17 protein-coding genes are annotated in these 22,604 nt (G+C 44.6%); all 17 read left to right on the top strand.

The genetic code is table 11. The annotated features are described in order from the left end of the window. The first annotated feature begins 342 nt into the window (after positions 1–342). Complete coding sequence (gene pheS, locus A9176_RS00875) at positions 343–1,392, top strand: phenylalanine--tRNA ligase subunit alpha (RefSeq protein WP_055308308.1); 1,050 nt, start codon at positions 343–345, stop codon at positions 1,390–1,392. Positions 1,393–1,394: 2 nt separating this feature from the next. Continuing rightward, positions 1,395–3,851 (top strand): phenylalanine--tRNA ligase subunit beta, encoded by a 2,457-nt coding sequence (gene pheT / locus A9176_RS00870; RefSeq protein WP_077281885.1) that lies wholly within the window; start codon positions 1,395–1,397, stop codon positions 3,849–3,851. An 81-nt stretch (positions 3,852–3,932) separates the two neighbouring features. Then, positions 3,933–5,219, top strand: a complete 1,287-nt coding sequence (locus tag A9176_RS00865) for a UDP-N-acetylglucosamine 1-carboxyvinyltransferase (protein ID WP_029509904.1) — start codon at positions 3,933–3,935, stop codon at positions 5,217–5,219. Between the two features lie 89 nt (positions 5,220–5,308). Continuing rightward, the gene (locus A9176_RS00860; protein ID WP_010001225.1) at positions 5,309–5,575 is read left to right on the top strand and encodes a type B 50S ribosomal protein L31; all 267 of its coding nucleotides are present in this window, start codon (positions 5,309–5,311) and stop codon (positions 5,573–5,575) included. A gap of 124 nt (positions 5,576–5,699) precedes the next feature. After that, the gene (rlmD, locus tag A9176_RS00855; protein WP_077281884.1) at positions 5,700–7,076 is read left to right on the top strand and encodes a 23S rRNA (uracil(1939)-C(5))-methyltransferase RlmD; all 1,377 of its coding nucleotides are present in this window, start codon (positions 5,700–5,702) and stop codon (positions 7,074–7,076) included. A gap of 54 nt (positions 7,077–7,130) precedes the next feature. After that, a complete protein-coding gene (locus A9176_RS00850) occupies positions 7,131–8,456 on the top strand; it encodes a UDP-N-acetylmuramoyl-tripeptide--D-alanyl-D-alanine ligase (RefSeq protein ID WP_077281883.1) in 1,326 nt (441 codons plus the stop codon). A 26-nt stretch (positions 8,457–8,482) separates the two neighbouring features. Next, positions 8,483–9,643, top strand: coding sequence for a serine hydrolase domain-containing protein (locus A9176_RS00845; protein WP_077281882.1), 1,161 nt, complete (start codon positions 8,483–8,485; stop codon positions 9,641–9,643). A 43-nt stretch (positions 9,644–9,686) separates the two neighbouring features. Then, positions 9,687–11,243: a DEAD/DEAH box helicase gene (locus A9176_RS00840; RefSeq protein WP_077281881.1), complete on the top strand. Its 1,557-nt coding sequence runs from the start codon at positions 9,687–9,689 to the stop codon at positions 11,241–11,243. A 139-nt stretch (positions 11,244–11,382) separates the two neighbouring features. Beyond that, on the top strand, positions 11,383–12,564 hold the full coding sequence (locus A9176_RS00835) for a bifunctional folylpolyglutamate synthase/dihydrofolate synthase (RefSeq protein ID WP_077281880.1): 1,182 nt from the start codon (positions 11,383–11,385) through the stop codon (positions 12,562–12,564). After that, positions 12,561–13,967 (top strand): MFS transporter, encoded by a 1,407-nt coding sequence (locus A9176_RS00830; RefSeq protein ID WP_029509898.1) that lies wholly within the window; start codon positions 12,561–12,563, stop codon positions 13,965–13,967. The genes A9176_RS00835 and A9176_RS00830 overlap by 4 nt, the downstream gene beginning before the upstream one ends. A gap of 30 nt (positions 13,968–13,997) precedes the next feature. Next, positions 13,998–14,630, top strand: coding sequence for a JAB domain-containing protein (locus tag A9176_RS00825; protein ID WP_077283211.1), 633 nt, complete (start codon positions 13,998–14,000; stop codon positions 14,628–14,630). A gap of 185 nt (positions 14,631–14,815) precedes the next feature. Beyond that, the gene (gene tgt / locus A9176_RS00820; protein WP_029509896.1) at positions 14,816–16,033 is read left to right on the top strand and encodes a tRNA guanosine(34) transglycosylase Tgt; all 1,218 of its coding nucleotides are present in this window, start codon (positions 14,816–14,818) and stop codon (positions 16,031–16,033) included. An 86-nt stretch (positions 16,034–16,119) separates the two neighbouring features. After that, positions 16,120–16,476, top strand: coding sequence for a preprotein translocase subunit YajC (gene yajC / locus A9176_RS00815; protein WP_010003891.1), 357 nt, complete (start codon positions 16,120–16,122; stop codon positions 16,474–16,476). Between the two features lie 54 nt (positions 16,477–16,530). After that, complete coding sequence (locus A9176_RS00810) at positions 16,531–17,268, top strand: alpha/beta fold hydrolase (RefSeq protein ID WP_077281879.1); 738 nt, start codon at positions 16,531–16,533, stop codon at positions 17,266–17,268. Next, on the top strand, positions 17,255–19,810 hold the full coding sequence (mprF, locus tag A9176_RS00805) for a bifunctional lysylphosphatidylglycerol flippase/synthetase MprF (RefSeq protein WP_077281878.1): 2,556 nt from the start codon (positions 17,255–17,257) through the stop codon (positions 19,808–19,810). The genes A9176_RS00810 and mprF overlap by 14 nt, the downstream gene beginning before the upstream one ends. A gap of 52 nt (positions 19,811–19,862) precedes the next feature. Beyond that, entirely contained in the window at positions 19,863–20,519 is a 657-nt protein-coding gene (locus A9176_RS00800; RefSeq protein ID WP_029509893.1) for a YfbR-like 5'-deoxynucleotidase, read from the top strand. A gap of 13 nt (positions 20,520–20,532) precedes the next feature. Beyond that, positions 20,533–22,515, top strand: coding sequence for an ABC transporter ATP-binding protein/permease (locus tag A9176_RS00795; RefSeq protein ID WP_077281877.1), 1,983 nt, complete (start codon positions 20,533–20,535; stop codon positions 22,513–22,515). Positions 22,516–22,604 lie beyond the last annotated feature (89 nt).

Here is a 22,604-nt window from a genome sequence, read left to right as displayed (position 1 = left end):
GCGCGTTTTAGTGCTGTGCCGTTATGGCAAATAGTTACTAAAATAGGTGCTAAAACAGTAAAATATGTTTTAAACACGATGAATGACCTAGTAATGATAGAACAAATTTAGCGAGCAATACAAATTGGTGAAAGTATTGTATTTGCGTCTATGATGAATTTCAGTCAGGAGTGATTGGTTTAATCACCAACGTTTTGACAGCGTTATTGTCACTTAGAGCTGACGTTAGTCAGAAAATTGGGTGGTACCACGATCAGACGTCCCATGTTATCTCATGATAACATGGGACGTTTTTTATTCACGTGATTAAAACATCAGGCGTCGTATTGAAAGGAAATGATGATGAGTTTAACTGAAGAACTAACAGCATTAAAGGCTTCAGCCGTAGAACGAATTAACGCCGCAGACGCAGATATTGAAGCGTTGCGCGTCAGTTTGCTGGGTAAAAAAGGCGAATTAACTGCTTTACTGAAAGGGATGAAGGACGTTGCGCCAGAAGACCGCAAGGCAGTGGGCGAAATTGGCAACGATGTACGCCAAACTATTACCGCTTTGTTGGCGGAAAAAAAGGCGGCCGCTGAAGCAGCAAAGCTTGAGGCACAATTGGCAGCCGAAACGATTGATGTGACGTTGCCAGGTAGTGCACATGTTGTCGGACAACCCCATGTTTTGCAACAAATTATTGATGAAATTGAACAACATTTCTTAGGTTTAGGCTTTGAAGTGATTGATGATACCGTTGATTCACCGGAAGTTGAAACCGACGAATATAACTTTGAACGGGAAAACTTGCCAAAGGACCATCCGGCCAGAGATATGCAAGATACGTTCTATATTACGCCTGAAATCCTATTACGGACGCAAACGTCACCTGTACAATCCCGTTCATTAGAAAAGCACGACTTTTCAAAGGGACCCCTTAAGATGATTGCGCCTGGAAAGGTTTATCGTCGTGATACGGATGATGCGACGCATTCACACCAATTCCATCAAGTTGAAGGGATGGTTGTGGGTGAAAACATCACAATGGCTGACTTGAAGGGCACTTTGCTCTCAATCATGCAAGCCTTGTTTGGCGAAAAGCATCAAATCCGGATGCGCCCATCATATTTCCCATTTACTGAACCTTCAGTTGAAGTTGACGTGTCTTGGAATGAAGTGACACCAGATACCAAGCCAGAAGATATTGAGTGGATTGAAGTGTTGGGTGCGGGGATGACGCATCCCAATGTTTTGCGTATGGACGGGATTGACCCAGAGAAGTATTCGGCGTTTGCCTTTGGCTTGGGACCAGATCGTTTTGCGATGTTGAAATATGGCGTCGACGATATTCGTCAATTCTATTTGAACGATGTCCGCTTCTTGTCACAATTTAACCGAAAGGGGAACTAAACATGAAAACGAATTTAACATGGTTAAATGATTATTTAGACCAAACCATTGCGTTAGATCAACAAGCGGTAGCGGATTTAGCTGAACAAGTCGCCCGCACAAGTGTTGAAGTCGATAGCGTCACGACATTGGCGCAACAACAAGATGGTCTTGTTGTTGCTGAAGTTGTCAGTGTTGTACCACATCCAGATTCTGATCACATGGTTATCACACAAGTCAATATTGGTGAACCTGAATTGGTACAAGTTGTGACAGGGGCACCCAACGTAGCCGTGGGCCAATTGGTTGTTCTGGCTAAAGTTGGGGCACATATTATTAATCGCGAATCAGGCGAATTAATGACCTTAACAGCCGCTAAGCTACGTGGTGAAATGTCTTATGGGATGTTAGTAGCCTTACAAGAAATTGGGTTTGATAATAAAATTGCACCGAAAGACTTTGAAGCGGGTATTTATGTCTTTGGACCAAATGATGGTGTGCAACCTGGTGATGATGCCTTAGTGGCGCTGGGCATGACAGATCCCGTGTTGGATACTGATTTAACGCCTAATCGTGCGGATATGCTCTCAATGATTGGGACAGCGTATGAATTTGGGGCGATGCTAAAGCAACCAGTAACTGAGCCAGCATTTGATTTAGTCGAATATGAGACGTTAGCCAGTGATCAAGTTGATGTTGTGATTGAAGATGACACTTTGGCGCCAAAGTATGCTTTGCGCGTGGTGAACAACGTGACGGTTGGTGATTCACCACTCTGGCTGCAAAAAGCACTTTGGAATGCGGGTATGCGCCCAATTAACAATATTGTTGATATTACAAATTACATGATGTTGATGTATGGGCAACCTTTGCATGCGTTTGATTTGGATAAGTTATCGGATAAAACCGTGCATGTGCGTCGTGCTAAAACAGCGGAACAATTGGTGACGTTGGATGACCAAACGCGTGATCTTCGTCCGGATGAAGACATCGTGATTGCCACTGCTGATGAACCACTGATGCTGGCTGGTGTCATGGGTGGTGCCAGTTCAGAAGTTGACCATACGACACGACACATCGTTTTGGAAGGTGCTGTGTTTAATCCAAGTTTGGTGCGCGCTACGGCACGTCGTCATAATTTGCATTCAGAAGCTTCGGCTCGCTTTGAACGTGGCGTGAACTGGGATGCAACCTTTACGGCTTTGGATCATGCCGCACAATTGGTTGATGCATTAGCCGGTGGCCAAGTAGCCCGTGGCCGAGTGGTTGCAGCCGATACACCTTACGAAGAAATTGTGATGCCGTTGACGGCGGCACGTGTGAATCAAATTCTTGGCACATCATTGAGGCTTGCAGATATTGCTGCCATTTTTGATCAATTAGCCCTGGACTATCAAATTGCAGCGGACACCATTCAAGTGACCTTGCCAGCGCGTCGACCAGATCTACGAATTGAAGCAGATTTGATTGAAGAAATTGCGCGCCTTTATGGTTATGACAATTTGCCTGTGACTTTGCCTTATGGGCCAACAACACCTGGTCACTTAACATTACGTCAGCGTCAAATTCGTGCAAGTCGTCGTATTATGGAAAGTTTGGGCTTGAATCAAGCCATTTCCTACGTCTTAACTACACCTGAAAAGGCACAACAATTTGCTGAAAATCCTGGTGAAAAGGTTGTCACGTTGGACTACCCAATGAGTTCAGATCGGACGACAGTGCGTCAAAATCTATTAGCGGGTCTATTAGAAGATGTTGTTTATAATGTCAATCATGGCGTGTCCGACGTGGCACTTTATGAACAGGGGCGTATTTTTATTGGGACTGACGACAATACGCAGCCAACTGAAATGGAACATTTGGCTGGTGTTTTGACGGGTACACGCGCAACTTCAAGTTGGCAACAGGATAAAACGCAAAAGCCAGTTGACTTCTATGATATGAAGGGGATTGTTGCTGAATATTTGGCCCAAATCGGTGTTGAAAATGTGCGTTATGAAGCGACAAAGCGCCACCAAAACATGCATCCTGGGCAAACGGCTGATATTTACAGTGGCGATGTTTATCTTGGTTTTGTGGGGCAAATTCATCCTAAGGTGACACAAGCCCATAAGTTAGCACCGGTATTTGGCTTTGAACTGAACTTGTTTGCAGTGATGTCACAAGTAACTGGTGACGTTGCTTATGCCCCAATTTCACGTTTCCCACAAATGCGACGCGATGCGGCGTTGTTGGTTGATGAACACATTCAACATGCTGACATTGTCGCCCTGATTCGTGAAACAGCTGGTAACAAGCTTGTGGATGTGCAATTATTTGATGTCTACACAGGGGATAATTTGCCTGTCGGTAAGCGCTCACTAGCCTATACGTTGACGTATCAAGATAATGATGAGACACTAGTTGAAGCAGAGGTTAACGCTGACTTTGAACGGGTAACCAATGCATTGATCGCGCAACTTCATGTGGAAGTGCGTTAAAATCTTTTCTAATTAAATTTGAGTTAAGTCTGTTGGCACGGTATAATTATCAATGGACTATAACGATTACAAGGAAACCTCATGGCTAAAATAATTGTACACGGCGGCAAACGCCTCCATGGTGAAGTCACAATTGGTGGCGCAAAAAACTCAACAGTAGCACTTATTCCTGCTGCTATTTTGGCGGATACACCAGTGACTTTTGATACTGTACCTCAAATTCTCGACGTGAAAAATTTGCAACTCATCTTGGATGCAATGAACGTTCAGTCAAAATTTGAAAATGGCAATTTGGCCATTGATCCGACACAAATTGTGGAAAGTGATTTGCCAAGTGGCGCAATTAAATCACTTCGTGCCTCTTACTATTTCATGGGGGCTTTACTTGGCCGCTTTAACCGCGCAACGGTGACTTTCCCTGGTGGGGATAACTTGGGCCGACGTCCGATTGATCAACACATTAAAGGTTTTGAAGCGCTTGGTGCCAAGGTAACGGAAAGCAACGATATTATCCATATTGATGCCACAGAAAATGGGCTAGTCGGCGCACGTATCGCTTTAGATACGGTTTCAGTTGGTGCAACAATCAATATTATTTTGGCTGCGGTGCGTGCTAAGGGTCAAACGATCATTGAAAACGCGGCACGTGAACCAGAAATTATTGATATTGCAACATTTTTGAATAACATGGGTGCCAACATTCGTGGCGTTGGGACGGATACCATTCGTATTTCAGGTGTGCCAACATTAAAGGCGACAAACACGCATACGGTCATTCCTGATCGGATTGAAGCCGGTACTTATATGAGTATGGCGGCAGCCTTTGGTGATGGGGTGACGATTAAAAACGTTATTCCAGAACATTTGGAGTCTTACACATCAAAATTGATTGAAATGGGTGTGAATTTGGACATCGGTGAAGATGCGATTCACGTCTACCCATCAGACGCTTTACAACCAGTTAATATTAAAACGATGCCTTATCCAGGCTTTGCTACTGATTTACAACAACCAATCACGCCACTATTGTTGATGGCTGAAGGTGAAAGTGTCATTCAAGATACAATCTATCCAAAGCGCGTGAAGCATATTGCAGAATTGCGTCGTATGGGCGGTGATATTGATTCTGAAAAGCCTGGTGAAATTCGGGTTAATCATTCACCACGTCTTGTCGGCACAGATGTTGCTGCTGCCGAAATTCGTGCGGGGGCAGCTTTAGTTATTGCTGCGGTGATGGCCGATGGCGACACTGTGATTAACGATGCTGATCATATTTTGCGTGGCTATGATCGTATTCAAGAAAAGCTTGCTGGTCTAGGCGCTGATATTACGATTGAAGGCATTGATTTAATTAATTTGATGCCGTAGCCTTGTAATTTCATACGGCACATGATAAACTGTATTAGTTATAAACTGACTCTGTGACAAAAGTCTCAGGGCGCTAAGGAGAAATGATTATGCGAGCAGACATTCACCCAGAATACCGTCCAGTGGTTTTCCTTGATGCAACAACAGGTAAGAAGTTCTTGTCAGCTTCTACTGCAACATCAAACGATACGACTGAATTTGAAGGTAAAGAATACCCAGTTATCCGTTTGGATATCACATCAGACTCACACCCATTCTACACAGGTAAGCAAAAGTTTACACAAGCCGATGGTGCGGTCGACAAGTTCAACAAGAAGTTTGCTGGATTTGGTTTCAAGAACAACGAAGACAAGTAATTGTTCTGATAAAAGCGTTCACTTTGGTGGACGCTTTTATTTTTTAAAGCATAAAAAGAGAAAGGTTAGTGGCGCCATCATGACTGATTGGCTAGGATGATGCGCTGCTTGCAAGGTGGAGACGATGCCACGAACAATTTTGCCAGTAAAACTGCATGAACAACTGACGGTGACTGTCGATGATATCCGAATTGATGGGATGGGCATCGTCAATATTACCCCCACTTATCCGCTTTATGTCGCGGATGCGCTCCCAGGTGAAAAAATCACCATTGAAGTGACGCAAGTTGACAAATTCTCGGGCTATGCCAAGATATTGCAACGCTTGGTGGCATCAGATCAACGTCAAAATAGTGATCGCCAGTATCTAATCGATGCGGGGACAGCCCCGCTTGTGAATCTTAAGTACCAAGCGCAACTTGACTTGAAACAGGCACAAGTTCAGCGGTTGTTTGCCCAACGCGGGCTAGACGTGACGGTCGCACCAACCATTGGGATGGCGGATCCGACGTATTATCGCAATAAAACAATTGTCCCAGTTAAGTGGCAGAATGGCCATTTAACAAGTGGCTTTTATCGTCGTGGGACGCATGATTTAGTGCCAATGACAGACTATTTTGTCAATGATGCTAAAATTGATCAAGCCATTGTTGTGGTTCGCGATATCTTAGAAAAGTACCAAATTAGTGCGTTTGATCCGGATCGCCAAACAGGTGCAATTCGCTATATTATGATTCGACGTGGCTATTATTCGCATGAATTAATGGTTGTACTCGTCTCAAACGACGCAACTATTCCGCATGAGGCAGATGTGATTGCGGCATTGCGCGCTGAGTTACCTGAATTAAAAAGTTTAATTTTTAACTTTAGTCCAAAAAAAGACTTTGTTTTGTTAAGTCCCAACAATCGGACATTATGGGGCGACGATGCGATTCATGATACGTTGCTCGGATACCAATTTGTTATCGGACCGAATTCGTTTTATCAAGTGAATCCGCAAACAACGGAAGTCCTCTATGATCTCGCAGCGCAAAAAGCGCAGTTGCAGCCAACCGATACGGTTATTGATGCCTATTCAGGTATTGGTACGATTGGGATTACGGTGGCCAATCGTGTGAAGCAAGTCTTAGGTGTTGAAGTGGTACCAGGCGCAGTGGCGGATGCACAACATAATATGCGGCTTAATGGGATTCAAAATGCCACTTATTTGTTAGCCGATGCGCCAGAACAATTTAAAATCTGGGAAGCGGCACAACTGCAGCCAGAAGTGGTCTTTGTTGATCCGCCTCGGCGTGGGCTAACGAGTGAATTAATTCAAGCAACCGTCGATATGGGGCCAGAACGCTTGGTTTATATTAGCTGCAACCCAGTCACTTTGGCGCGGGATGCCGCTGAAATTGTGCAAAAAGGCTATCAGATTGAAGGCCCCGTACAACCAGTTGATCAATTTCCACAGACATCCCATGTGGAAAGTATTACGGTCTTTAAGAAAAATTTCTAATCAAGTCACGCGTGTGCGATAGTTGCTATCGCTGGGGATATTTTTGGAGAACACATGGATTATTCAATAGCAAAAATTGGCGACATTTTAAACGCCAAAACACAAGGTAGTGGCCAAGTCACAGGCGTGAGCTTTAACTCACGCCAAGTGGTGCCAGGGGATTTATTTGTGGCTTTAGTCGCTGATAACGATGGGCATCAGTACATTCAAGATGCCTTACAGCGCGGGGCAGCAGCCGTTTTGGTTGATGATCAACACGACATCCCAAACGATGTACCAGCTGTGATTGTGCCAGATACGCTGATTGCCCTACAACAACTGGGCGCTTTTCGTCGCCAGGAGTTGAACCCTAAAGTAGTTGCCATTACGGGCTCTAATGGGAAAACAACCACGAAGGATATGACGGCTGCGGTGATGGCGAAACGTTATAAAACCTTTAAAACACCAGAAAACTTCAATAACGAGATTGGTGTGCCGATGACGTTGTTGACCATGCCAGCCGATACGGAAGTATTAGTTGTTGAACTGGGGATGGATCGGCCAGGTCAATTAACGGCACTTTCCAAACTAGTTGTGCCGGACGTGGCGATTATTACCATGATTGGTGAAGCGCATATCGAATTTTTCCAGACACGCGCTAAGATTGCCCAAGCTAAATTGGAAATTGTGGCTGGTCTGAAACCAGATGGCGTCTTGTGCATTCCGTTTGATGAGCCGCTATTAACGCAAGCGGCTATTGCCCAAAAAGTGGTGTTGTTTGGCGACGGTGTCTCGGCAGTTCAGGGTGATGCGACGACGACAACATTTACGTATCAAGAAACTCGATTTGCAATTCCGTTAATTGGCGGTTATAATATTATGAATGCGCTCGCAGCAGTTTCAGCGGGTATCTTACTACATATTGATTTAGACGACGCCGTTGAGGCGCTACAAACATTTGATTTGACTAAAAATCGCACAGAGCGACTCGTGACAGCACGCGGCGTGAATTTGATTAGTGATGTTTATAATTCAAATCCGACGGCCGTAGCAGCAGTTCTGGCGACATTAAAAGCAATACCGGCACCACACAAGTATGTTGTGCTGGGAGATATGTTAGAATTAGGCGAACAAGCAGCCACATTACATGCCAATTTGGCCAAAGAAATTTTGGCAGCAAACGTGACTGGTGTTTACCTTGTTGGGCAATTGTTTACGGCAAATGCAGCCCCAATTTTAGCGCCACACTTTGATTCAGAGCACTTGCATTTATATGACACACAGCAACTTGATGCACTTATTGCAGACCTTAAGACGTTAGGGGATGCAGGGGATGTGATCTTATTAAAAGCAAGTCATGGCATTCATCTAGAAAACGTTGTTAATGCATTAGTACAATAGTTGTTGTATTTTTGGGGGATGCAGAGTTGAAACGCACGCAACACAATACCAGGCGACGTCATTTATGGCATACTGGTATTTTGGTTATGTTACTGCTAGGTGTTGTTAGCCTATCGAGTTTGGTTGCTTTGAGAACAACTGCTGATGCAAAGGTTTCCAAAGCGCTGATGAAACGAGCAAAGGCCGACAATGGTCTAAGAACTGCGATGCGTGATCAAACGGTTTTTCTAACCCATAATCAGCAAGCAGTGCGGTTAGATCAGCAGCTAAAAGCCGCCGGCTATGTCGGCTCCGCGTTAGTTGTGTCGCATGGGCAAGTGATTTTGCAACAAGGTTATGGTTATGCCAACCAAGCCAAGCAGCAATTAAACAATGCACAATCATTGTTTCAAATTGCCTCTTTGCAAAAAAGCTTTACCGCAACGTTGATTATGCAACAAGTGCAGGCTGGAAAGCTCAGCTTGGATACGACGTTAGCAACGTATTACCCGGATGTGCCAGATGCCAATCAAGTGACGATTCGCCAATTGATGACGATGACGAGTGGCTTGGGTGAGTATATTCTGGGGCATCAGGTGACGACTGAACAAGAAAACGTCGCCTTTGATGCAGCGCATGTGCGACTACTGGGATCAAAGTCTTGGGGTTATCAGGCGGTGAATTATCGTTTGTTAGCTGGAATTTTGATGAAAATTACGGGACAGTCGTACGATCAGTTATTTGATCGGGTCTTTAATCAACAATGGCAGCTCAATATTGTTGATTATCGCCACTTTGTGACGCAAGCGCATCGCACAACTGGTTATCAAACACGCAGCTACAGTGAGCCAACTGCAGATAACCCAGGATTATTTGCCAGAGAGACAGGCACTGGGAATATGGCCATGACAGTCGGCAAGCTGTATGCCTATTATCGTCTACTGATGCAACATCGGATTGTTGACAGTCAGTGTTTACAGGCGATGTGGACACCCGTACCGGGGGAATCGTATAGTGCCGGTTTGTATCATCATGCGCAGTATCGTGATGGACACGGTGTTATCACCGGATATGAGCCGACTGTACTGTTCACACCAGATGGTCAAGATGCGGTCATCTTATTGAGCAACGTATTTGAAAAGGGTAAGAGCTGGCAACCGCTAGCTAAAACCCTCTTTACACAAATTACAGCGATAAAAACGTCATAACGGCTTATCGCACACGCGCCAAAGCGCGCAGAGGAGAGAAATTTTGAAGTTTAGTGAATTAGGTTTATCACAAGATATTTTGGATGCCATTACAACACATGGTTATGTGGAAGCAACACCAATCCAAGAAAAGACAATTCCGCTAACATTAGCGGGTAAAGATGTTATTGGTCAAGCGCAAACAGGAACTGGTAAGACAGCTGCCTTTGGTTTACCAATTTTAGAAAACATTGATTTAGATAACAAGAATATTCAAGCATTGATCGTGTCACCAACACGTGAATTAGCGATTCAAACAGCAGATGAATTGAAGAAGTTGGGTCATGACAAGCACGTTGACGTGCAAGTTGTCTTTGGTGGTGCAGATATTCGCCGTCAAATCCAAAACTTGAAGTCACACCCACAAATTTTGGTGGGAACACCAGGCCGTTTGTTGGATCATATTAACCGTAAGACAGTTAAAATTGATCAAGTGAAGACATTGGTTTTGGATGAAGCCGATGAAATGTTGAACATGGGCTTCTTGGATGACATCGAAGCCATCATTAAGAACACACCTGCAGACCGTCAAACATTATTGTTCTCTGCTACAATGCCACCAGCAATCAAGCGGATTGGTGTCAAGTTCATGACTGACCCTGAACATATCCAAATTGAAGCTAAGGAATTGACAACTGACTTGGTTGATCAATACTTTGTTCGCGCACGTGATAACGAAAAGTTTGACACAATGACACGTATCTTGGATGTGCAAGCACCTAAGTTGGCGATTGTGTTTGGTCGTACAAAGCGTCGTGTTGAAGAATTGGCCCGTGGTTTGGAAGCCCGTGGTTACTATGCAGCTGGTTTGCACGGTGATTTGACACAACAAATGCGTTCACGCGTGTTGTCACAATTCAAATCACACGAAATCAACATTTTGGTTGCAACTGATGTGGCAGCCCGTGGTTTGGACGTTAAGGATGTGTCACACGTCTATAACTTCGATATTCCACAAGACCCAGAATCATACGTTCACCGTATTGGCCGTACCGGTCGTGCGGGGGCTGAAGGGGTGTCAGTCACTTTTGTTGCTCCAAATGAAATGGATTACTTGCGTGCAATTGAAGACTTAACTAAGAAGCGCATGACACCGTTGCAACCTGCAACACTACAAGAAGCACGTATTGGCAAGATCAAGAACGCTGCTGGTGAAGTGTCAAAGTTGGTTAACACAGTTGATGCTGATGACATTCAATCAGAAGTTGAAAAGTTGACAGCACAATACAGCTCAGAACAATTGGCAGCGGCTTTGTTGTCATCTGTTGCTGATTTGGAAAAGCAAAACACACCTGTTGAAATTACACGTGAACGGCCATTGCCACGTCGTCGTGGTGGTAACGGTGGGTCATCATCACGTCGCAGCGGTAGCAGCGATCGTCGCGGCAATGGTGATCGCCGTGGTGGTAACCGTGAACGTCGCGGTAATGGTGGTCCACGTCGTGAAGGTAATGGCGATCGTCGTTTTGGTGATTATAAGCGCCGTGATGGTCGCTCAACAGAACGCCGTACGGGTGGCGCACGTAAGAGTCGTGAATTTACAGTTCGCGAAAAAGATTAATTTTCGCACCAACAAAGCGTTTTAAATCCGGCGTGGTGTGACGCTCAACCATGCAACACGTTTTATAAAGTTATACGATGAAACCGTCCAAACAAGTGTTGGATGGTTTTTCATTAGTTAAGGGTGAAGGAGACAGACGATGCAAACAGTTGCTGAAGCGATTGCTTATATCCATAATCGACCTAAAGGTGGACAAAAAGAGTCCTTGGCACGCATGCACACGTTGTTAGCGGCATTGGGTCGACCACAAAATACGTTGCCACCAGCTATTCACATTACGGGTACTAATGGCAAAGGGTCGGTTGCCACGATGACCAGTAATATTTTACGTGTCGCTGGGTATCGCACCGGTCTGTTTATCTCACCCTTTATCACTGATTTTCGTGAACGTATTCAGATTAATAATAACTTAATACCAGCAGAAGACTTATTAGCGGTCACGCAACACGTTGCCGATGTGTTGGTGACAGTTGATGCCGCTTTGGCACCAGATATACCAACTGAATTTGAGGTCTTAACGGCCATTATGATGACTTATTTTGCGCAGCAAAATTTAGATGCCTTAGTGATTGAGGTTGGGATTGGCGGGCAATTGGATTCAACCAACGTGATGCCCAATGCACGGGTCGCAGTGATTACCAGTGTTGGCTTGGATCATCAAGCCTTACTTGGTCCTACGATTGCAGCGATTGCCACGCAAAAAGCGGGGATTATTCATGATGACATGGCGGTTGTGATTGGTGATTTACCAGATGAGGCGCAAGCAGCAATTGCTGCAATAGCTAAAAGGCCGCTCATACAAGGTCAGCTGAATGCGTATGCACAAGGCTTGCCAGGGACTTATCAAATTCAAAATACGGCCACGGCAGTGGCTGCCATTACTGCCTTTGATGATCGAATCACCCCAGCGCAAATTAAGCAAGGATTAGCCGAGAGCCGGTTTTCTGGTCGTTTTGAACGTCTCAAGCCCAATGTATTACTTGACGGGGCCCATAATGTTGATGGCTTAAGACAGCTGCATCAGGCCTTGCAAGACTTAGATGAGCAACCGGAGACAATCACGTTAATTATTGGCAGTCTCATGGATAAAAATGTGGCGCTAGCTTTTGATGACCTCTTAAAAGATCATCGTCTCCAAATTGTGTTAGTCCCATTTGTTGGGCCGAATGGGCGCCATAGTTTAGACATCGCAGCAGTGGCGCAACAATACGGGCTCGCCACTGCCGACAGCTGGCAGGCAGCGTATCAAGCTAGTTCATCAGATTTGATTGTATTTACTGGGTCACTATATTTTGTGAGTGAGGTGAGAGGAAAAATATGAAACAAGTTGAAACAAAATTATCAGCACGCTTAATTTTAAGTGTGTTAGCCATTGGCTTACTAGGCTTCACCGATATTATGTTGGAAACGGCTTTAAACGTGAGTTTTCCAATTTTGATGACCACATTTAATGTCACGTCAAGTACGGTCCAGTGGTTAACTTCCGGTGTCATCTTGCTTACCAGTATGGTGGTCATCTTGTCACCCTGGCTGAAAAAGCGGTTCACGAATCGTAGTCAATTTATTGTGGCAACCCTGATTTCGATCGCTGGTGTGTTGATTGATGCGGTGAGTCATGATTTTAGCTTTACCTTATTTGGCCGCTTGCTCCAAGGTATCGGTGGCGGTGTTGGAATGCCATTGATGTACAATGTTATTTTTGAACAAGTACCAGAGAATAGACGCGGCACAATGGTGGGCCTTGGATCGTTAATTATTTCCTTTGCGCCTGCCATTGGACCGGCTTTTGGTGGTTATTTAACGCAAAATTATGGCTGGCGAACGGTATTTTGGGTTGTTTTACCCGTGCAAATTGGGTCGTTGATTCTTGGCTGGTTTACAATTAAGCAAGTCTCGGTGGTGGTCAAAGAAAAGCTGGATTGGATTGGTTGGTTGCTCTTGAGCACGTTCTTTGTCACCGGGATTTTCATGATCGAACGGATGAGTACACATGGCTTTACGAATGGCTATAGCATCGGCCTTTTTGTCATCATGTTGGGCAGTATTTTGACCTATCTGTGGTATGCCAAACGCGAACCGTCACCATTGCTTGATCCGCAAATTTTTAAGTTTAAGACATTTTCATTTAGTATTGCCGCATCATTTGTGACGCAAACCGTGAACTTGACCTTTAACTACGCCATTCCAATGGCTTTGCAAATTGTGCTTTTCCAAAATGCGCAGGTGGCTGGTTTGGCGTTACTACCAGGTGCTTTGGGTTATGCCTTCATGGCGATTGTGTCAGGCCGACTTTACGATCGCTACGGGGCTAAATTGCCGATTATGATTGGGTTAAGCTTGATGATGATTGGGACATTGTGCATGGCTATCCTCCCATTGAGTGTTGCCAATATGACATTGAGCTTTATGATTGTGCAACTCGGCGCTGGCTTCTGGTTTGGTAATAACATGACCCATGCGGTCAGCCATGTGGCGGTTGCGCATCAAAATGCCGGGAACTCGATTTTCTCAGCCACGAATAACTATTCAGCAGCCGTGGGTATTGCCTTAGCCGCTGGTGTATTAGCGATTTTCCAAAATCAGGCAGTGGATTCAAAAGCAGCCTTTGTTGCGGCAACACGCGCTGGTACTGTTTGGATGTTTAGATTAGATATTTTGTTGATCGTGATTGCTGGGAGTTTGTCCCTTTGGGCATTACGTGTTGTGAAGCAACGCGCATTGTAACGTATCATCTCACAGAGAGGTGAGATGACAGTGACATTAAATGACCAAATCAAAAAGTACTATGCAACGTTGGGACAAGATGCGGCGCAACAATTGCACATGCTGCGCCGTTTTTTTCCAAATGATTATGATCTCAATGAAATGACACAGGATAATCAAGAAGATTTTATTGCCCAAAATCCTACGATTAACCGCGCGTTGCTTATTGGGATGGCGATTGGTCGTCAGGTCGCTAGTGTGACCCGGCCGAAAATGTTAAGTGCGAAATTTTCAGAAGAAATTGGACACTATGCGCAAAAACAACTGGGGCACTTACCCCAAGAACAATTATGTGTGGCGTTATTAGATGCGCAACTGAACGTGATTGGCTGGGAAACCATTTTTGTCGGTAGTTTAACGCATGTTCAAGCATCCCCACGGGAAATTTTTCAGCGTGTCCTCAAGGCCAATGCGCTAGGTTTTATGATGATTCATAATCATCCTAGTGGTAATGTGACGCCATCAGATAGTGATTTACAGTTTAGTCAACAATTACAAAATTTGGGCACACAACTTGGAATGCCCATGTTTGATTCTTTTATTGTCACAGGTGATAGCTATTGGAGTATGTCAGAAAACCAGCAGCTCACCAAACATTGGACACAAGGAATGACTTCTGAGTGATCAGTGTGCGTGATAAACAGACGTATCGCAAGACCATTAGGCCCGCGCCTGGGGTGTTTCCTGTGATGCGTCTTTTTTTGTCTCTCAAAAACTGGTAGAATGAAATAGATTGATTTCATAATGAATAGAAAAGGATAAGCTGTTGCCCTGACCGCTAGTCAGTCAGGGCAACAGCCCATAACAATATGACAACAGAAAAACCAGCAGTATGGTACGAACATCTGCATACTGAAAAATATACGGGCGCACGTCGTGGCCGGATTCATACCCCACACGGAACGTTTGAGACACCGATGTTTATGCCAGTGGGTACTCAAGGCGCTGTTAAAGGCGTTGGGACACGGGAACTCAAAGATATCGGTGCACAATTTATTTTGAGTAATACCTATCATTTGTGGGTTCGACCAGGGGATGAATTGATCGCTGAAGCCGGTGGGCTCCACAAATATATGGGTTGGGATCAAGCCATCTTAACGGATTCTGGCGGCTTTCAAGTTTTTTCACTTTCTGACGCCCGGAAGTTGCAAGAAGAAGGGGTGACCTTCCAAAACCATGTGAACGGGGATAAGATGTTCTTATCACCTGAAGTGGCGATGCGCATTCAGAACAATTTGGGTTCTGATGTGATGATGCAACTGGATGAAGCCATTCCTTATTTTGAAAGTTATGACTATATCAAAGAATCGATGCAACGATCATTACGTTGGGCGGAACGGGCACAAATTGCGCATAAAAATCCAGACACCCAGGCTTTGTTTGGCATTGTGCAAGGTGCAGGCTTTAAAGCCTTACGGACGGAATCAGCCAATGGCCTCGTGAGCTTGGATTTGCCAGGGTATGCCGTTGGTGGCTTGTCTGTTGGGGAGTCGAAAGCTGAAATGAATCGTGTCTTGGACTTTACGATGCCATTGTTGCCAGAAGACAAGCCGCGTTATTTGATGGGCGTGGCGGCACCTGATTCTTTGATTGATGGGGTTATTCGCGGGATTGATATGTTTGATTCGGTGCTCCCAACACGAATAGCCCGTAAGGGTACCTTGATGACGCGCTATGGTCGTGTGGTCATTAAGAATTCAAAGTATAAGCATGACTTTACCCCTTTGGATCCGGATTTAAGCTACTACTCACCTAATCCAATTCGTCGTGAACAATTTGGCAATAAAGCACAATTTGATGATCCAACGTATAACCCATTCCAGAATTTGACGCGTTCGTATTTGCACCACTTGTTTAACGCAAACGAAATTCTTGGGGCTCAACTCGCTTCGCAACATAACCTGCGCTTCTTGTTGCAGTTTATGGAAGATATGCGCACAGCGATTGAAAATGATGAATTATTGGCCTTCCGAGAAACAGTGATGGAAGAATATGGCTATAATAAGCCGAATGCACGCTTATTCTAAAAAACAGCGTGAATTTTTGATATAATGAGAATAGAGTGTCTGACCAGAAAATGGCAGACCTATTCTAGAAAGTAGGACAAATTACCATGAATGCAAACTTAATCCTCCCACTTATTCTGATTGTTGGTATGTTTTGGTTTATGAACCGCCAACAAAAGAAGCAACGTGCTGCGCAAGAAGAACGTCAAAACAGCCTTGAAAAAGGATCTGAAGTTGTGACAATCGGTGGTTTGCACGCCGTTGTTGATAGCGTGGATAAGGTCGCTAAGACTGTTGATTTGGACGCCGAAGGCGTTATTTTGACGTTTGACTTGGCCGCTATTCGCACAATCAAGCCAAAAGCACCTGCAGCTGGCGAAAAGGTTGTTGTGGATGATCTGAAGCCAGCAGAAACACCTGCTGAAGATAAGATTGTGAACACAAACGAACCAGCCGACAAGTAAACGTTATAATAAAGAGAGCATATTGCTCTCTTTTTTGAATGGTGGCAAATAATCATGAAAACAAAAACAATTCAACGACCAGATGGCACAAAAATTGTCTATGATGAATTTGGGGATCGCCAACACCAAACCTTGTTTCTGCTGCATGGGAATGGTGGCTCGGCCCGTTATTTTCGGCCGCAAATTACCCAATATGCCCAATACTTTCATGTGATTGCAATCGATACCAGAGGACATGGGCGTTCGTCCAATACGCAGCGGCGGATTACCTTTGATGACATGGTAGCTGATATCGAGGCCATTCGCCAAACCGAGCAAATTGAGACGCTGTATATACTGGGCTATAGTGATGGCGCCAATATTGGGATTAAGTATGCCACGCTTTATCCTAAACGCGTGGCCCGTCTCGTCCTTAATGCCCCCAATTTATCCAAAAAAGGGGTCTATCAAGTGCTTTGGTGGTTTGATCGCACGGCGCAGTTTTTGATGCGGTTACTAGCCCCGATTAATCATTATGCTAAACGGCGTTATAAACAGCTGCATGTGATGAGTGAACCACTCAATATTAGTCGACGAGACTTAGAGCGTATTTCGGCACCAACATTGTTGGTCATCGGCCGGTTTGATTTAGTGAAAAAGCGGCATATTGAAGGTATTGCAGCGATTTTACCGCATGCAGAAGTCATGATTATTCCACGCGGTGGCCATTTTGTGACTTACACCAATCCAAAAAAATTTAGTGCGTTAGTCTTACCATTTTTACAACAAGGAGAAGAGCATGAAAAAGTTTAAACAACTCTTATCACGGTTGATTGTGCCAGCTGTGACCCTGATTTTGATTGGGCAGACGATTTATATGACCCGAGAAATTACCTGGGATATGATTTTTTCAACCATCAATGATATTTATTGGTGGCAAGCGATTTTATTGATGATTTTAGGTTTTATTGCGGTATTGCCAACGGTGTTAAACGACGTGATCTTAGCCAAATGGCAGCACTATCAAATTGAGATGCCTGAATTGTTGCAACGGTCATGGCTGATTAATGTGTTTAATATTAATGCTGGGTTCGTTGGGACAGTCGGGGTCTTGTTGCGTCGCATTTGGTTTGCTGATCAAAAAAATGGTGGCCGGCTAAAGCCCTATATTCAGATGTATGTGTTGAGTTTAGGTGGGTTGTTTATTGCCAGTGTAATGGCAATTGTAGCCATCTGGTTAAATGTCATCCCCGACTTTGACGATAATCTGATTTGGTTGATGGTTTTGCTCGCTGTTGCGGTGGTGGTCGGCATCATCTCACTTATCCCACGATTTAATTTCTGGTCGGGGATGACACAGCGTGCCTTTGTCTTACTCACGAGTAATGCGGTCTTAACCTTTGCTATCCAAATGGCATTATTTGTGACAATTGGGCTTACGATTGGCGTGGATGTCCGCATTGCTATGATGATGTTATTGTTCACCATTGCCAATACCATTGCGCTGGTGACGATGACACCAGGAACTTGGGGCTCACTTGATGTGTCGTTGCTATTGATGCTATCAGGCTTATCAGTGGATATTGAAAAAGTGGTGGTTTGGCTGATTTTGTATCGCCTGGTTTACAACATGCTGCCATTGTTTAGTGCCATTGTCTTGTTTTGCTACCGGTTATCTCGCAAAATCAATCGTGAATATCGTGGGGTACCGCACTATGTTGCTTTGTCGGTGACGCATCGCTTGACGACTATTGCGTTATATTTGTCAGGTATTTTGTTAGTTTTGTCTGGGACAATGCCAGGTATCATGCAACGGGTGACCATCCTACATCATCTACGGCCATGGCCAATTACATTTGCGCTTGCCAACCAGCTGCCAAATATTTTATTGGGTTTTCTCTTACTTATTAGTGCGCGTGGCGTGTCCAATCGGGTGCAACGCGCTTATTATTCGACGATTGTTTTACTCGTTCTGGTGGTCATTTATGCGTATATGTCTTATCGACAAATTTTGCCAGTTATCATCTTTGGGTTGCTCTTGGTTGGCTTTATCTTTAGTAAGAAAACGTTGTATCGCAAACAATTTATCCACTCTTGGCAGCAACAGGTGATTGATGGCACCATTTGGGGTGCACTCATTATCAGTTATTTACTGCTTGGTATGATTGATGCACCGATTGTTAAAAACCATTTTCAGCGCTTAACGCATCTTGGTTTATTGCCGTCAGTGCACTGGTGGCTCATGGGAACCGCCATTATTTTGGTGGTGACAGTCTTTAGTCTGTTGTTATCACGCTACCTCCGTGCCCACAAGCAACAACTTGGGGTGCCGTTTGATGAAGCGCGCTTGCAACGGTTATTAGCCATTGGAGATACGCATTATACCAACTTGGCATTTTTGGGTGACAAACGTTTTTACTTCTATCAGGTTGATGGACAAGATCGCGTTGGCCTACAATTCCGCGTGATTAATAATCAAGCAATGGTGATGGGCGATCCGTTTGGCGACGCCACGTATTTCGCTGATGCGATGCAACAGTTCGTGGATGAGGCAGATGTTTTAAGTTATATGCCGGTATTTTATGAAGTCAGTGAACGGATTGCCATGTTGGCGCATGAATTTGGCTATGATTTCTTTAAGCTAGGTGAAGAAGCACATGTTATCGTCACAGAATTCTCAACTGCCGGTAAGAAAATGCAAAATGTGCGTTCCGTGATTAATCAAGCCAATCGCGCCGGCTTTGAATTTAAAGTATTGCAGCCACCATTTAGTGGCGAAGTGATGGCACAATTACGTGCAATTAGTGATGAATGGTTAGCGGGTCGTGAAGAAAAAGGGTATTCATTAGGCTTCTTTGACGAAAATTATCTCCAACGCTATCCAATTGCCGTCTTAGAAAAAGATGGCCAAATCGAAGCCTTTGCCACGCTGGTAACGTCACATACCGAACAACAATTGGCTGTTGACTTGATGCGTTTTACCAAGCAAGCACCAAATGGTGTGATGGATGTGTTGTTTGTGAACACGATTGCCTATGCCAAGGAAAAAGGGTTGACGACGTTGAATTTGGGGATGTCACCGCTGGCCAACGTTGGCCAACATCGCCAGAGTTTTGGTCGCGAGCGGTTAGCTAATTTGGTATACCAATTTGGGTCAAAAGTTTATTCATTTGAAGGGTTGCATCACTACAAGCGTAAATTTACGAAATATTGGGTGCCCATGTACATTGCGTACTCAAGAAAGTCATGGATTATCATGGTTATGATTGGTCTCTTGAAAATTGATAATAAGGGTGTGGCACGTGCACCAGAAATCAAAGTCGTGTATGATGAAGATAACGATTCTGAACAATAAGGAGGAACGTGTGTCATCTCGCAAGTTTGTTGCGTGACACACGAGAATGATCATGCCAATGCACGAATATTTTATGGGATTAAATCAATTAGAACTGATTAACCGTGCACCGGGCTTTTTTAAGTATCAACCGCACAACGTGGCGGCGCATTCTTGGAAAGTTGCCCAAATTGCGCAGTTTTTAGCGGATGTGGAAGAGCAAAATGGCGCGACGATTAATTGGCAATCAGTCTATGAGAAGGCCTTAAATCACGATTACACCGAACGCTTTATTGGTGATATTAAAACGCCGGTTAAATATGCCACGGCGGATTTGCGGGCGATGCTTGCTGACGTGGAAGAAACCATGACGGAAAATTTCATCAAAACTGAAATCCCTAAAGAGTTTCAGGCAGCATATACCCGCCGTTTAGGTGAAGGGAAGGATGACACCATCGAAGGCAAAATTTTATCGATTGCCGATAAGGTTGATTTGCTGTATGAAGCATACGGTGAGCTCGTCAAGTTTAATCCAGAACCTGTTTTTGTGAATATTTTTGAAAGCAGTCTCCAATCCTTGGCTGAATTTAAGACGATGGCGAGTGTGAAGTACATTGCCACCGACATCTTACCGGATATTTTTGCCGAAGATTTTATTAGTAAGCAACAATTATATGACTTAGCCAAGCAGTTATTGCCTGACTTTGCAGCAGTGACCCCAGCAGATTGAAAGTGAGGCAACAATGGCATTTTTAGAATTACACGATATTAGAAAGTCGTATTACATCGGTAAAACAGCTTTTCCGGTTTTAAAAGGGATTAACTTAAGCTTTGAAAAAGGCGAATTTGTGTCGATTTTAGGGGAATCAGGTGGTGGTAAATCCACGCTGATGAATATTATTGGTGGCTTGGATCGCAACTTTGAAGGTCAGGTGGTGGTCAATGGGGAAATCTTGGACCACACGCAAGCCAAAAAGTTAGACGTTTATCGCCGTGAAACAATCGGCTATATTTTCCAAAGCTTTAACCTGATTAATTATCAAACTAACTTGGAAAACGTCGAAACGAGCTTGAATATGACGACGTTATCAGCACGTGAACGCCGACAACGTGCCACTGAATTACTGACAAAGGTCGGCTTAGCTGATCATATTCACAAGTATCCCTCGCAACTATCTGGTGGTCAAAAGCAACGTGTTGCCATTGCGCGAGCATTGGCCGCTGATCCAGATATTATGATTGCCGATGAACCAACGGGTGCCCTCGACGCGGTTAACACGGCTGAAGTGTTGGCCTTACTCGAACAAATTGCCCAAGAAGGTAAATTAGTGATTGTGGTGACCCATTCGCAAGCCGTGGCTGATTATGGGACGCGCATTGTGCACATGGCGGACGGTGTCATTGATCGTGAACAAATCTTAAAGCCAAAGTTCCCAGTACCAGCAGAAACGCACCGGTTACACTCACGGCCATTGCGCCGTCGGGCCGTTTGGAATATGGCGTTTGATCATCTGAAATACAAAAAGTTACAAAACTTTTTGATTGTGTTTGGTTCGGCCATTGGTGTTTTCTCAGTCATTTTCTTTCTTGGCTTGGGAAATGGGGTCAAAAGCTACATTGGGGATCAAGTCGATGCGTTGGTCAATCCAAACTATCAAAGCGTTTTACGCAATACTACAACTGATAAACAAGCACCTGCAACGGAACGCATGCGCGCCACGATGCAGGCGAGGGCGACCAACTATACCAGCACAACATTGGATGACCAGTTATTAAAACAATTGCGTGGGGTATCAGGTGTGAGTGCGGTTTATCCTGGTGGCCAATACAACAATGCGATTTTCACTGCTGGCCAAGTGCGTTCAGAACCCGTACAGCTGGTATCTTGGACGCCGCAGTATTCCGATAAAATTATTAAGGCCGGTCATCAACCCAAAAATGGTGAGGTCTTGATTGATCGTGATTTTGCCAAGAAAATTCAGCCAAATTATCGGCAACTTATCGGCCAAGATATGGCCTTTAGTTATATGGCATATGATGCCAATAACCAACCTGTGATGATTAAAACAACAGCCAAAATTGGTGGCATCACGAGTGGGGGACAATCAGGCGCCTTATTTATCCAAAATTGGCAAACGATTCAACGTGACTTAACGGCAAATCATGCCGTAGCGGATGCGAACTTTGCTGCCGTTGAAATCAAAGATACAGCGCGCGTGAAAGCAACCATGGCACGTATTAACGCAGTCAAAGCGAATGGCCAACAAGTCTTTGTGGGCGTCTCAGTCGATGAGATTCTCAGCACAGTCAACACGATTACGAGCTTGGCATCTTATGTTTTGGCAGCCATTGCCGGCATTTCATTGCTTGTTTCAGCCATTATGATTATTGTGACGACTTACATGTCCGTGTCTGAACGTACCCGAGAAATTGGCGTCTTACGCGCCCTTGGTGCACGCGCGAAGGATATTCGTGGACTATTCACTAACGAAGCACTGTTAATCGGCTTGATTGCAGCTGCTTTGGGCATTGCGATGGCATATGTTGTCCAAATGCTCATGAATAGCGCTCTGAAAGGCCTCATTCATTTTGATATCGTACAAGTGTCGATTGGCAACGTCATTTTTGCCGTTGTGATCGCTTTGTTCATCGCACTCGTTGCTAGCTTTGTACCCTCACGACGGGCAGCAAAACTCAATACAATTGATGCGTTAGCAGCAGATTAAGCGATGGTGAGACATAAAAGGTGCAGGCAACTGCACTTTTTTATGCGATCCGATCGGCTATTAAATGATGACGTGATAACGCATCAGAT

Source organism: Leuconostoc garlicum (assembly GCF_001998805.1).
GTDB lineage: Bacteria > Bacillota > Bacilli > Lactobacillales > Lactobacillaceae > Leuconostoc > Leuconostoc lactis.
The sequence above is the reverse complement of the archived record's forward strand: the minus strand, read 5'-3'. Positions and strand labels throughout refer to the sequence as shown.

What these genes read in the sequence shown, in the direction of transcription:
- pheS (WP_055308308.1), top strand. Translation starts at nt 343, where the DNA reads ATGAGTTTAACTGAAGAACTAACAGCATTAAAGGCTTCAGCCGTAGAA.
- pheT (WP_077281885.1), top strand. Translation starts at nt 1,395, where the DNA reads ATGAAAACGAATTTAACATGGTTAAATGATTATTTAGACCAAACCATT.
- A9176_RS00865 (WP_029509904.1), top strand. Translation starts at nt 3,933, where the DNA reads ATGGCTAAAATAATTGTACACGGCGGCAAACGCCTCCATGGTGAAGTC.
- A9176_RS00860 (WP_010001225.1), top strand. Translation starts at nt 5,309, where the DNA reads ATGCGAGCAGACATTCACCCAGAATACCGTCCAGTGGTTTTCCTTGAT.
- rlmD (WP_077281884.1), top strand. Translation starts at nt 5,700, where the DNA reads ATGCCACGAACAATTTTGCCAGTAAAACTGCATGAACAACTGACGGTG.
- A9176_RS00850 (WP_077281883.1), top strand. Translation starts at nt 7,131, where the DNA reads ATGGATTATTCAATAGCAAAAATTGGCGACATTTTAAACGCCAAAACA.
- A9176_RS00835 (WP_077281880.1), top strand. Translation starts at nt 11,383, where the DNA reads ATGCAAACAGTTGCTGAAGCGATTGCTTATATCCATAATCGACCTAAA.
- A9176_RS00830 (WP_029509898.1), top strand. Translation starts at nt 12,561, where the DNA reads ATGAAACAAGTTGAAACAAAATTATCAGCACGCTTAATTTTAAGTGTG.
- tgt (WP_029509896.1), top strand. Translation starts at nt 14,816, where the DNA reads ATGACAACAGAAAAACCAGCAGTATGGTACGAACATCTGCATACTGAA.
- yajC (WP_010003891.1), top strand. Translation starts at nt 16,120, where the DNA reads ATGAATGCAAACTTAATCCTCCCACTTATTCTGATTGTTGGTATGTTT.
- A9176_RS00810 (WP_077281879.1), top strand. Translation starts at nt 16,531, where the DNA reads ATGAAAACAAAAACAATTCAACGACCAGATGGCACAAAAATTGTCTAT.
- mprF (WP_077281878.1), top strand. Translation starts at nt 17,255, where the DNA reads ATGAAAAAGTTTAAACAACTCTTATCACGGTTGATTGTGCCAGCTGTG.
- A9176_RS00800 (WP_029509893.1), top strand. Translation starts at nt 19,863, where the DNA reads ATGCCAATGCACGAATATTTTATGGGATTAAATCAATTAGAACTGATT.
- A9176_RS00795 (WP_077281877.1), top strand. Translation starts at nt 20,533, where the DNA reads ATGGCATTTTTAGAATTACACGATATTAGAAAGTCGTATTACATCGGT.